At 71.6% G+C, this 11,920-nt stretch carries 11 protein-coding genes; 3 read left to right on the top strand and 8 right to left on the bottom strand.

Going from position 1 to position 11,920, the window contains the following annotated elements:
- Nucleotides 1-41 precede the first annotated feature (41 nt).
- The 5 genes from AVL59_RS40890 to AVL59_RS40870 all read right to left on the bottom strand — a co-directional run bounded on the left by AVL59_RS40890 (nucleotide 42) and on the right by AVL59_RS40870 (nucleotide 5,827).
- A complete protein-coding gene (locus AVL59_RS40890) occupies nucleotides 42-935 on the bottom strand; it encodes a carbohydrate ABC transporter permease (protein WP_067314588.1) in 894 nt (297 codons plus the stop codon).
- 2 nt (nucleotides 936-937) lie between these two features.
- Entirely contained in the window at nucleotides 938-1,879 is a 942-nt protein-coding gene (locus AVL59_RS40885; RefSeq protein ID WP_067314587.1) for a carbohydrate ABC transporter permease, read from the bottom strand.
- A gap of 3 nt (nucleotides 1,880-1,882) precedes the next feature.
- A complete protein-coding gene (locus AVL59_RS40880) occupies nucleotides 1,883-3,226 on the bottom strand; it encodes an ABC transporter substrate-binding protein (RefSeq protein ID WP_067314585.1) in 1,344 nt (447 codons plus the stop codon).
- A gap of 67 nt (nucleotides 3,227-3,293) precedes the next feature.
- A complete protein-coding gene (locus tag AVL59_RS40875) occupies nucleotides 3,294-4,505 on the bottom strand; it encodes an ROK family transcriptional regulator (protein ID WP_067314583.1) in 1,212 nt (403 codons plus the stop codon).
- A gap of 221 nt (nucleotides 4,506-4,726) precedes the next feature.
- Nucleotides 4,727-5,827: a mechanosensitive ion channel family protein gene (locus AVL59_RS40870; RefSeq protein ID WP_237281807.1), complete on the bottom strand. Its 1,101-nt coding sequence runs from the start codon at nucleotides 5,825-5,827 to the stop codon at nucleotides 4,727-4,729.
- 316 nt (nucleotides 5,828-6,143) lie between these two features.
- On the opposite strand from AVL59_RS40870, the gene AVL59_RS40865 reads away from it, so the two are divergent.
- Nucleotides 6,144-6,680: an HNH endonuclease gene (locus AVL59_RS40865; RefSeq protein ID WP_067314582.1), complete on the top strand. Its 537-nt coding sequence runs from the start codon at nucleotides 6,144-6,146 to the stop codon at nucleotides 6,678-6,680.
- 97 nt (nucleotides 6,681-6,777) lie between these two features.
- On the opposite strand, the gene AVL59_RS40860 is transcribed toward AVL59_RS40865, so the two are convergent.
- Genes AVL59_RS40860 through AVL59_RS40850 form a run of 3 tightly spaced genes read right to left on the bottom strand, consistent with a single transcriptional unit; the run spans nucleotide 6,778 to nucleotide 9,382 of the window.
- On the bottom strand, nucleotides 6,778-8,157 hold the full coding sequence (locus AVL59_RS40860) for an FtsX-like permease family protein (protein WP_067314580.1): 1,380 nt from the start codon (nucleotides 8,155-8,157) through the stop codon (nucleotides 6,778-6,780).
- A complete protein-coding gene (locus AVL59_RS40855; protein WP_067314578.1) occupies nucleotides 8,154-8,852 on the bottom strand; it encodes an ABC transporter ATP-binding protein in 699 nt (232 codons plus the stop codon). The genes AVL59_RS40860 and AVL59_RS40855 overlap by 4 nt, the downstream gene beginning before the upstream one ends.
- Nucleotides 8,849-9,382: a PadR family transcriptional regulator gene (locus AVL59_RS40850; protein ID WP_067314576.1), complete on the bottom strand. Its 534-nt coding sequence runs from the start codon at nucleotides 9,380-9,382 to the stop codon at nucleotides 8,849-8,851. The genes AVL59_RS40855 and AVL59_RS40850 overlap by 4 nt, the downstream gene beginning before the upstream one ends.
- Nucleotides 9,383-9,527: 145 nt before the next feature.
- Between AVL59_RS40850 and AVL59_RS40845 the strand changes: the two genes are divergently transcribed.
- Together AVL59_RS40845 and malQ are read left to right on the top strand one after the other, a co-directional pair.
- A complete protein-coding gene (locus tag AVL59_RS40845; protein WP_067314575.1) occupies nucleotides 9,528-9,773 on the top strand; it encodes a hypothetical protein in 246 nt (81 codons plus the stop codon).
- Complete coding sequence (gene malQ, locus AVL59_RS40840; protein WP_067314573.1) at nucleotides 9,774-11,873, top strand: 4-alpha-glucanotransferase; 2,100 nt, start codon at nucleotides 9,774-9,776, stop codon at nucleotides 11,871-11,873.
- Nucleotides 11,874-11,920 lie beyond the last annotated feature (47 nt).

The raw sequence follows: 11,920 nt of genomic DNA, 5'->3' as shown, positions 1-11,920 counted from the left end.
GGTCCGGGGGCTGTCCCCCGGGGAGATGCAGCATGTACGGATCAACCCTTCACTCCGGTGAGCGTGACACCCTCGACGAACGCCTTCTGGGCGAAGAAGAACACGAGGATCACGGGGGCCATGACCAGTACGGTCGCGGCCATGGTGAGGTTCCAGTCGGTGTGGTGGGCGCCCTTGAAGGACTCCAGGCCGTAGGAGAGGGTCCAGGCGCCGGGGTTCTCCGAGGCGTAGATCTGGGGGCCGAAGTAGTCGTTCCAGGCGTAGAAGAACTGGAAGAGGGCCACGGCGGCGATGCCCGGTTTCGCCATGGGCAGGACGACCCGCAGCAGGGTCCGCAGGTCACCGCAGCCGTCCACCTTCGCGGCGTCCACGTATTCGTTCGGGATGGTCATCAGGAACTGGCGCAGCAGAAAGATGGAGAACGCGTCCCCGAACGCCATCGGGATGATCAGCGGCCACAGCGTGCCCGACAGGTCCAGCTGCTTCGCCCAGAACAGGTACATCGGGATGATGATCACCTGCGGGGGCAGCATCATCATCGAGATCACCAGCATGAGTGACAGGTTGCGGCCCCGGAAGCGGAACTTCGCCAGCGCGTACGCCACAGGGATCGAGGACGCCACGGTCAGTACGGTGCCGAGACCGGCGTAGACCAGCGTGTTCTTCCACCAGGTCAGAAACCCGGGCGTGTCGAAGACCTTCCGGTAGTTGCCCCACTCCCAGGTGTGCGGGATCAGATCCCGGCTGAGCGCCTGCGAGTCGCTCATCAGCGAGGTCAGGAACACGAACACGAAGGGGAGCGTGAAGAAGAGGGCGGCGGCGACGCCGAGGGAGTGGATCGCGATCCATTCGAGCAGCGCCCTGCGGCGGGCGGTCCGCTCCGCTCCGGACACCGGCGGCGCCGGCTTCACCGGCTGGTCCAGTACTTGGGTCATGGTCAGTCACCTGCCTGGATGAGACCGCCCCGGCGCCGCATCAGGAACGCGGTGAACACCATCGACAGGGCGAAGAGCACGAGGGCGACGACACACGCGGAGCCGTAGTCGAAGCGCTGGAAGCCGAGGTTGTAGACGAGCTGGGGGAGCGTGAGCGTGGACTTGTCCGGATAGCCGGGCTCGAACTGGGTGCCCGCGCCCTGGATCACACCGGAGGCGACCTTCCCGGCGATCAGCGGCTGCGTGTAGTACTGCATCGTCTGGATCACGCCGGTGACCACCGCGAACATCACGATCGGCGAGATGTTCGGCAGGGTGACATAGCGGAACCGCTGCCAGGCCGACGCCCCGTCCAGCTCCGCCGCCTCGTACTGCTCCGTCGGTACGTCCAGCAGCGCGGCCATGAAGATCACCATCAGGTCGCCGATGCCCCACAGCGCCAGCAGCGTCAGGGCGGGCTTGGACCAGGTGGGGTCGTTGAACCAGCCCGGCGCCGGGATGCCCGCCTTCTCCAGGATCGAGTCGACCGGGCCCGTACCGGGGTTGAGGAGGAAGGCGAAGGCCATCGTCGCCGCGACCGGCGGGGCGAGGTAGGGCAGGTAGAAGAGGGTGCGGAAGACACCCGCACCGGTCCTGATCTTCGTGATGAGCAGGCCCACGCCGAGTCCGAAGACGACCCGGAGGGTCACCATGACGACGACCAGCCACAGGGTGTTGCGCAGGGCGGGCCAGAAGAGCGGGTAGTGCTCGAAGACGTACGTCCAGTTCTTCGTTCCGCTCCACGTCGGCGGCTTGAAGCCGTCGTAGTGCATGAACGAGAAATAGACCGTCGAGATCAGCGGATACGCGAAGAAGACCGCGAAGCCGATGAGCCAGGGCGACATGAAGGCGGCCGTGCGCAGCGCCGCCCTGCGGCGCTTGGAGGCGAGGGTGATCGTGCTCATGGGCTACTTCGCCTGCGCGATGTCCGTGTCGATCTGTGCGGCCGTCTTCTTCAGACCTGCCTTCAGATCGGTGGCCTTGCCGCTCTCGTAGTCGTAGCCGAACTGCTGGATCGTCACCAGGTACACACCGCCGTTGATCGAGGCGGGAGTGGTGGTGGACTCCGGGTTCGCGGCGATGTCCAGGAACGTCTTGAACCGGGGGTCGTACTTCAGCTTCGGGGACTTCAGCGCGGCGAGCGTGGAGGGCACGTTGTGGATGTCGTTGGCGAAGCCGACCACCGCGTCCGTGTCCGTGGTCATGTACTTCACCAGTTCCCAGGCCGCGTTCTGCTTGTGGCTGGTGGCGGCGATGCCCGCGATGGTGCCGGTGATGTAGCCCTTGCCGTACTGGTCCGCCTGGTCGTCCGGGACGGGCAGCGGGGCGACGCCCGTCTCGAAGCCCGGCTTGGCCTGCTCGGCCATGCCGAGCCGCCATTCGCCGTCGAGCTGCATGGCCACCTGGCCGGTGTGGAAGGGGTGCTTCGGGCCCCACTCGTCACCCAGCGTGGCCCGGAACTTCTCCAGCTTCTGGAATCCGCCGAGTTCGTCCACGAGCCGCTTCTGCAGGGTGAAGCCCTTTTCGAACGCCGGGTCCTCGGCGAGGGCGGACTTTCCGTTCTTGTCGAAGTACGTAGGGGAGAACTGGGCGAAGTAGTGCTCGGTGGTGGACTCCCAGCCGTGGTAGTCCGGCATGAAACCGAGCTGCTTGTAGCCGTCCCCTTGAGTGATGGTCAGCTTCTTCGCGTCGGCCTCGAATTCCGACCAGGTCTTCGGCGGAGCGGCGATGCCCGCCTTCTCGAACGCCGTCTTGTTGTAGTAGAGGCCGTACGCGTCGCCCAGCAGTGGCACCGTGCAGCGGTTGCCGTCGAACTGGGTGTACTCGTTCATCGTCTTCGGGAAGGTCGTCTCCGGGTCGATCCCCGACTTCTTGAGGAACGGGTTCAGATCCACCAGCGCGCCCGAGGAACAGAACTTGCCCACGTTGTTGGTGGTGAACGAGGAGATCACGTCGGGGGCCTGGTCGCCGCCGGACCGCAGCGCCTGGTTGATCTTGTCGTCGGTCATGTTGCCGACGATGTTCACGTGGATGTTGGGGTGCGCCTTCTCGAAGCCGGCGACCAGCGACTTGACCGCTTTCACCTCGTTCGGCGCGCTCCAGGCGTGCCAGAAGTTGATCGTCGTGTCCTTGGAGGCGTCGTCGGTGGCGCCGGAGCCGGACTGGCCGGTGCAGGCGGTGGTGAGGAGAGCGAGGGAGGCGGTTACGGCAAAAGCCGCCTTTCGGGCAACGGAGGGTGCGACTTCGGGCATGGCGAGGTCTCCCGGGGGCGGGGTGGGTGTGAGAAGGGGGAGAAGGCGGAGAAGGGGGGACTGCGGGCTAGCGCGAGGTGTCGAAGACCTCGTCGCGGGTGGTGGCGAGCGCGGACTCCAACGCGCCGCGCAGTACGGGGTGTTCTCGGACGTCGCCGACGACGAGCCGGGGGCGGGCCGCCGCCAGCTCCTCCAGCTCGGCCTGGACGAGGGCGCGCAGCACCTCGCCGCCGGCCGTCAGGGCGGAGCCGCTGAGGATGACGAGTTCGGGGTCGAGCACGGAGACGAGCGAGGCGAGACCGGTGGCCAGCCGGGTCGCGTAGGTCTGCAGCAGCTCCCGGTGCGGCCCGCCCGCGTGGTCGGCGGCGCGCGCCACGAGTTCGGCCGCGGCCTCGGCGTGCGGCCCCGTCGGCACGTCCTCGATGCCGAGTTCCCGGGCGAGCCTCGGCACGGCCTGGGAGCCGGCCAGCTCCTGGTAGCCGCCGCTGTTGGCCTTGGTCACCTGGCGCACCAGCGGTGTGCCCGGCACCGGCAGGAAGCCGACCTCGCCGGCGCCGCCGGTCCAGCCCCGGTGCAGCCGGCCGCCGAGGACCAGGGCGGCGCCGAGCCCCTCCTCGTTCCACAGCAGGACGAAGTCCGCGTGGCCGCGGGCCGCGCCGAGCCGCTGTTCGGCGATGGCGACGAGGTTGACGTCGTTCTCGTACTCCACCGGCATCGGCAGCGCGGCGGCGAGTTCGCCGAGCAGGCTGGGGGAGTGCCAGCCGGGCAGGTGGGAGGCGTAGCGCAGCTGCCCGGTGCCCGGGTCGAAGGCGCCCGGAGTGCCGATGACCAGCCGGTGGACGTCGTCCCGGGCCAGCCCCGCCGCCTTCACCGCGCCGTCCAGGGCCTCGGTGACCTGCTGGAGGACGGGCCGGTCCGGGTGGCGGCCCGGGGTGGGCAGTTCGTACTCGCCGACCGTGCGGCCGGTGATGTCGGCGACGGCGGCGCGGATGCGGTTCGGGGTGACGTCGAGTCCGGCGGCGTGGGCGGCCGTGGGGTTGACGGCGTACAGCTGGGCGTTGGGGCCGGGACGGCCCTCGCTGGTGCCGGTGACCCGGACCAGTCCGGCCGCTTCCAGGCGTGCCAGCAGCTGGGAGGCGGTCGGCTTGGACAGGCCGGTGAGCTTGCCGATCCGGGTGCGGGACAGCGGCCCGTGCTCCAGCAGGAGGTCCAGGGCGGCGCGGTCGTTCATGGCGCGCAGGACGCGCGGGGTGCCCGGCGTACCGGCGGTTCCTGCCATGGGGGTCGACACCTGCCTTTCCGACTGCCCAGCTTCCCAGTGACCTGACCATGACGTCCAGCCGTGATCAACGGCCGCCGGAAGATCACTGTTAGGAAACTTTCCTATTCGGGTGGGAGGAACGTAAGCCCAGGACGAAGAGGGCGTCAATAGACAACGCCCCCGAGGAAACGGAGTCGTTACCTCGGAGGCGTGGGAGCGGGCGTGGCGGCCGGGGCGCCCTACTTCGGCGCCGACCGCTGCTGCGGAGTGATCGGTGTCGTGGCCGCCGACTGCGGGGAGTCGGCGTTGGAGTACACCGACGGGGCCGCCACCGCCGCCGCCGGGTCGGGGGTGTCCTGCACGTCCTCCGCGGCCGTCGCCCCGCCCACGATGCGGATGCTCGCCGCGTCGAAGGCCCGCTTGATGCGCCAGCGCAGTTCGCGCTCGACCGTCACCGACTTGCCCGGCATGGTCTTGGCCGAGACGCGGACCACCATGGAGTCGATCAGCACGGAGTCCAGGCCGAGCACCTCGATCTGGCTCCACAGCAGCTCGTTCCAGGGCTCTTCCTTGCTCATCTGCGTGGCGACCTCGTCCAGCGTGGCCTTCACCCGGTCCAGGTCCTCGCCCGACCGCACGGTCACATCGACCCCGGCGGTCGCCCAGCCCTGCGAGAGGTTGCCGATCCGCTTGACCTCGCCGTTGCGGACGTACCAGATCTCACCGTTGTCGCCGCGCAGCTTGGTCACCCGCAGCCCGACCTCGATCACCTCGCCGGAGGCCACGCCCGCGTCGATCGTGTCGCCGACGCCGTACTGGTCCTCCAGGATCATGAACACGCCGGAGAGGAAGTCCGTGACCAGGTTCCGCGCGCCGAAACCGATCGCCACACCGGCCACACCGGCCGATGCCAGCAGCGGCGCCAGGTTGATCTTGAAAGTGGACAGCACCATCAGCGCGGCCGTGCCGAGGATCAGGAAGCTCGCCACCGAGCGCAGCACCGAGCCGATCGCCTGCGAGCGCTGCCGGCGCCGCTCGGCGTTGACCAGCAGCCCGCCGAGCGCGGTGCCGTCCACCGACTCCACGGTCCGGTTCATCCGGTCTATCAGCTTGGTGATCGCCCGCCGTACCGCCGCTCTGAGCACGAACGCCACGACCAGGATCAGCAGGATCTGCAGGCCCATCGCGAGCCAGGTCGACCAGTTCTGCTCCACCCAGCTCGCCGCGTTCGTCGCGCTCTCCTGGGCATCCTGCAGGCTCGGCACGGCCGGGGGCGTCGACCCCGAGGGGGACGGGGACGGCGTCGCTCCGGCGGCCAGTAGGACGTCGGGCAGGGACACGGCAGGTACCTCCATGGTGCTGCGGGGTCCGCTCCGGTGGGCGGTCATGGTCACGAAAGGATCACCGGACGGACTCAACCACCACACTAACGGGGCATCGTGTGTGGACCGCGCCGTTCCGCGAAGGAGGGGCGCAGGAGAGACCGGTCTCACCCGGGCTTGAACAGGCCGTGAACTGGGGGATGTATCGGGTGTGGTCGAAAACACTCCCAGCCCGTTACCGGGACATGGTGGCGCGTTCACCAGGCATGAGGGGAGACTGACTGCAGATCGTCCCGGCGCGAGCCACGCGCCGCCGACGCCCAAGGAGGCACCCGTGCCGCATGTCCTGGTTCTCAACGCGTCGTACGAGCCGCTCGGCGTCGTACCGCTCCGCCGCGCGCTCATCCTCGTCCTGGAGAACAAGGCTGTCTCCCTCGAGGAATCCGGCGCCTTTATGCACAGCGCAACCGTCACAGTCCCCGCACCCAGCGTGGTCCGGCTCAAGCGATTCGTCCGGGTCCCCTACCGGGGGCCCGTTCCTCTCACCCGACGCGCGCTCTTCGCCCGCGACGGGGGCCGGTGCATGTACTGCGGTGGCGTCGCAACCAGCGTCGACCACGTCATCCCGCGCAGCCGCGGGGGCAAGCACGTCTGGGACAACGTGGTGGCCTCCTGCCGCCGCTGCAACCACGTGAAGGCCGACAAACACCTCGTCGAGATCGGCTGGCGGCTGCGTCACAAACCAGCTCCGCCCACCGGTCTGGCCTGGCGCATCATCGGGACCGGCCATAGGGACCCGCGCTGGCTGCCCTACTTGCAGCCGTACGGCGCGGACGACGCCCTGGCCCGGATCGACGGCATTTCCGCCTGACGATCCGGGCCTTCGCGTACTCGGGACAGCTCCCGGGCCACGCGTGCGATCCGGCCCCGGGGTCCCCCGTGCCCCGGGGCCGGACATGCCTCGGGGGTCAGGCGTAGCGCAGCTCCGCCGGGCGCGCCGAGCGGCGCAGCAGGGGGAGCGAGGTGGCCGCCGCCAGCAGGCAGCACGCGTACATGCCCAGCGGGACCAGCAGCGCGACGTACGGCACGGCCTGGGTGACACCGCCCGCGGTCAGCGAGGCGTACACGGTGCCGATCGCCATGCCGCCCACTCCTCCCAGCGCGACCGCGGGGGCCAGCGGCAGCGCGGTCTCCAGGAGCAGCGCCCGGCCCAGCACCGCACGCGGCACCCCGGCGGCGACCTGTGCGGCAAGGCCCCGGCGACGGTTCGCCAGCGACTCGGCGGTGCCGACGGCGAGGCCGGAGAGGGTGATCGCGACGGCGAGCAGGACCGCGGCGCCGGTCAGGTCGATGCCGGTCGTGTAGAAGGACACCGGCATGCCGAGCTGGTCGTCGCGGCTCATGTCGTACACGCCGGCGAGGAACACCTGGCGGACGCCGACGAAGCCCGTGCCGACGATCGTGACCAGCAGGACGGCCGCGTGCGTGCGGGCCATGGCCCACGGATCGTCGCGCAGCCGTTCCGCCGCGATCAGTGTCGCCGCCGAACGGGCACGGCCCGCCAGCACCCGCCCGACCAGCCTGGCCGTGCCCCCGGCCAGCCACACCGTGCCCGCTCCGACCACGATGACCAGACCGAACAACGTCAGCTGCAGCCGCCCCGGCCCACTGGCGGAACTGTTCGCGACGGCCCAGAACGCCAGGAGCAGTACGACCGGCACCCCGCCGGCGAACACCAGCCCCGGCCCCCGCCCGCTGCCGGACCGCACCCGGCGCACCCACCCGAGCGGTGAGGCGACCACCCGGCGCAGCGCCAGCGCGCCCGCCGCCGCGCCCAGCACCGGCACCCCGAGGGCGACCAGTGCCATCCCGGCCCAGGCCCCGGTCGGCGGGCCGGCCCACACACCCGGCATCACCGGCACCGCGACGGCGGTGGCGAGGGCCGAGCCCAGCAGACAGGCGGGCCCCGTCTCCAGCGCGGCGATCCGGCGCACCTGGGCCGGGCCGGCGCCGGCCAGCCGCAACCCGGCAAGGCGCCGGTCGCGGTGCACGGCGCCGATCCGGGCGCACTGCCCGAGGAACCCCAGCACCGGCACCAGCAGAAGCAGCAGGCCGGCCACCACCCCCGAACGCTCACCGGGGTTGTTCAGCAGGCCGCTGCCGACGGACACCGAGTAGTACCCCTGGAGCGAGGCCAGGGCGACGGCGGCCTGGGCGATCCCCGTCGCCGCCGCGGCCCCGGCCGCGGTCAGCCCGATCCGCCACCACTCCTGCCGGTCGGAGCCGCGGGTGAGCTGCCAGGCGAGCCGTACATCGGCGGTCCATCCGCCGCCCACACGGGTCGTCACGCCGCCACCTCCGCCGGCACCGCGGCGCCGTCGCTCAGCCGCACCTCGCGGTTCGCGTACGCCGCGACCTGGGCGTCGTGCGTGACCAGCAGCACCGCCGTGCCCGACTCGCGGGCCGTGTGCACCAGGGCCGTCAGCACCTGCTCGGTCGCCAGGGAGTCCAGGGCTCCCGTCGGCTCGTCCGCGAAGACCACCTTGGGACCGGTCACCAGCGCCCGGGCCAGGGCGACGCGCTGTGCCTGGCCCCCGCTCAGCTCGCCCGGCCGCAGCTCCTCCTGCCCGCGCACCCCGAACCGCTCCAGCCACTCGCCGGCCCTCTCCCGGGCCCCGGCGCGGTCGGCGCCGCCCAGCATCAGCGGCAGCGCGACATTGTCCACGGCCGTCAGTTCGGGGATGAGCTGCCCGAACTGGAACACCACACCGAAGTCGGTACGGCGCAGCTCGCTGAGCCGCTTCTCCGGCAGCCGGTCGAGCCGCACCCCGTCGTAGACCACCGCGCCGTCGTCCGGCCGCACGATCCCCGCCAGGCAGTGCAGCAGCGTCGACTTTCCGCTGCCGCTCGCCCCGGTCACCGCGAGGATCTCGCCCGCGCGCAGTTCGACCGAGGCGCCGCGCAGCGCCTCGGTCCTGCCGTGCGCCTTGACCAGGTCCCGGCCCGCCAGAAGCGGCACCGAGGAGTCCCCCCTGTTGCTCATGCTGCGTCGACCTCCGCGGTCAGAGTGGTCAGCCGGGCCGCCGTGGTGTTCAGCCAGCGGAGGTCGGCGTCGAGGTGGTTGAGGGCATAGTCGGCCGAGAGTACGGTCGCCAGATCGGCGCCGGGGGCGGTCTTCACGGCCGTGAGTTCCCGCATCCGTTCCATGTGGGCGGCGCGCTGGGCGCGTACATAGGCGGCCGGATCGCCGCCGGCCAGGATCAGGACCACGATCTTGGTGAAGATCTCGTTCGCCACGAAGGGCACGGGCGCGGCGATCGCGCCGGCCCACCGGGCCAGTTCGCGCACTCCGTCGTCCGTCGACCGGTAGCGCGTGCGTTCCGGCCCGCCGTCGGCGTCGGTCCCGTCGACCTCCGCGAGACCGTCCCGGACCAGGCGTTGCAAGGTCGTGTAGACCTGCCCGTAGGCCAGCGGACGGGCTTGCGGGAAGCGTTCGTCGTGGCGCCGCTTGAGGTCGTAGCCATGGCTCGGCCCCGCCTCGAGCAGCCCCAGGAGGATGTGCCGGGTGCTCATGGAGATCAGTATGCACTAGATACATGTACTGAGTGAATAGTGAAGGGTCACGTCCGGACGTTGTTCTCTCCGAGCACGTCTGGCATCGCGCCCACTGGGTAGGGCTCGGTCATCCGACCCAAGCTGCTTCGAGAAGGAGGCCCCCGTGGCCGCACCGGCTCATCTCGTCATTCCGGCCCAGTGGAAACCCGTGGCGGAGCCGTCCGCCGAGACCCTCGGCGGACAGGAGTGCGCCTTCAGCGCGGAGAGCCCCTGCGCGCAGGCGCCGCTGACCAGCGAGCCGCCGCTGCCCGATGCCGAGCCCCTCACCAGCGAGCCGCCGCTCGCCGACGTCGCCCCGCTGACCAGCGAGTCCGACCCGGTCCCGGACTTCTTCGGCCCGGGGCTGTAGATGGCCGCGGCGCACGACGACGAGGAGCTGTCGCGGCTCGCCGAGCTGCACGGGGTCGCCACTTCCTACAGCCCGTCCCCGGACCGCACCGTCCGGGTCTCCACCGCCGCCGTGGTCGCCGCCCTGACCGCCCTCGGGGTGGACGCGGACACCCCGGACGCCGTCCGCGCCGCGCTCGCCGAACGGGAGCGCGAGCTGCGCGAACGGCTGCTGCCGCCGACCGTGGTCCGGTGGGACGGCACCGAGGGGCTGCCCGACGCCTTCGCCGCACTGCCGCCCGGCACCCGCCTGAGCATCGAGACCGAGCAGGGCGAGACCCGGGACACGGCCGAGGGCCTGCCGGCCGGTGTGCACCGGGTGAGCGCCACCGCACCCGACGGACGCGGCGCACACGCCCACCTCATCGTCGCCCCGAACCGGCTGCCCACCCCCGCCGCCCGCTCCTACGGCCTCCTCGTCCAGCTGTACTCACTGCTCTCCGGGCGCTCCTGGGGCATGGGCGACCTCGCCGACCTCGCCGAGCTGGCCGACTGGTCGGGACGCACCGTCGGTGCCGGGTTCGTGCAGGTCAACCCGCTGCACGCGGCCGTGCCCGGGGCCCCCACCGACCCGTCCCCCTACCGGCCGTCCTCCCGCCGCTTCCCCGACCCCGTCCACCTGCGGATCGAGGAGATCCCCGAGTTCGCGTACGTCGAGGACCCCGAGGACCGCGCCCGGATCCGCGCGCTGCTCAAGCGCGCAGACCGGCTGCGCGCCGCCGTCCTGGACAAGGGCGCCCTCATCGACCGGGACGCGGTGTGGGAGCTGAAGCACGAGGCCCTGGAACTGGTGCTCCGTGTTCCGCTCGGACCGCGGCGGCAGGCCGCTTACGACGCCTTTCGCGCCGCGGAGGGCCAGGCCCTGGAGGACCACGCCACCTGGTGCGCGCTGGCCGAGACCCACGGCGCCGACTGGCACCGCTGGCCCGAGGGGCTGCGCGACCCGCGCTCGGCCGACACCGCCCGCGCCCGCGCCGAGCTGGCCGGCCGCGTCGGCTTCCACACCCGGCTCGCCTGGCTCACCGACGGCCAGCTCCGCGCCGCCCAGCACGCCGCCCGCCAGGCCGGCATGCCCGTCGGGATCGTGCACGACCTCGCCGTCGGCGTGCACCCCGACGGCGCGGACGCCTGGGCGCAGCAGGACCACTTCGCCGCCGGGACGTCCATCGGCGCCCCGCCCGACGCCTTCAACGCGCGCGGCCAGGACTGGGGCCTGCCTCCCTGGCGCCCCGACCGCCTCGCCGCCTCCGGGCACGCCCCCTACCGCCACCTCCTGCGCGCCCTCTTCCGTTACGCCGGCGCCCTGCGCATCGACCACGTGATGGGCCTGTTCCGACTGTGGTGGGTGCCCCGGGGCAGCCCGCCCACCGAGGGCACGTACGTCCGCTACGACGCCGAGGCCATGCTCGCCCTGCTCGCTCTGGAGGCGTCCCGCGCCGGGGCGGTGGTGATCGGCGAGGACCTGGGCACCGTGGAACCGGGGGTGCGCGAGACGCTGCAGCGGCACGGGGTGCTCGGCACCTCCGTGCTGTGGTTCGAACGGGACTGGGACGGCGACGGCCGCCCGCTGCCGCCCGAGCGCTGGCGCGCCGACTGCCTGGCCACCGCGACCACCCACGACCTGCCGCCCACCGCCGCCCGGCTCACCGGCGACCATGTCGACCTGCGCGACCGGCTCGGCCTGCTCACCCGCCCGGCTGTCGAGGAACGCGCGGCGGCGACCGCGGACACCGCGGAGTGGCTCGCCCTGCTGGGCAGCCTCGGCCTGCTGCACACCCCGGCCGCCGGGCCCCCGGGAACCGCCGAGGAGGCGGAGATCCAGGGCGTCCACCGCTTTCTGCTGCGCACCCCGGCCCGCCTGGTCGGCGTCTGGCTCCCGGACGGCGTCGGCGACCGCCGCCCGCAGAACCTGCCGGGTACGTGGGACCAGTACCCGAACTGGCGCCTGCCGATCGCCTCCGCCGCGGGCAGACCGGTGACACTGGAGGAACTGACGGCCTCGCCCCGCCTGAGGGCACTGCTGGAGGTCCTGAGGGAGGGAACGGGGGGTGGGCCGCGGTAGGGCACCCCGAGCGCGCGGCCCGCGCAGCCGTTCGCTAACTTGAGAAC

Origin of the sequence: Streptomyces griseochromogenes (assembly GCF_001542625.1) — a bacterium.
GTDB classification, from domain to species: domain Bacteria; phylum Actinomycetota; class Actinomycetes; order Streptomycetales; family Streptomycetaceae; genus Streptomyces; species Streptomyces griseochromogenes.
Note: the sequence above shows the minus strand (reverse complement) of the source record. Positions and strands in the feature narration are given on the sequence as shown.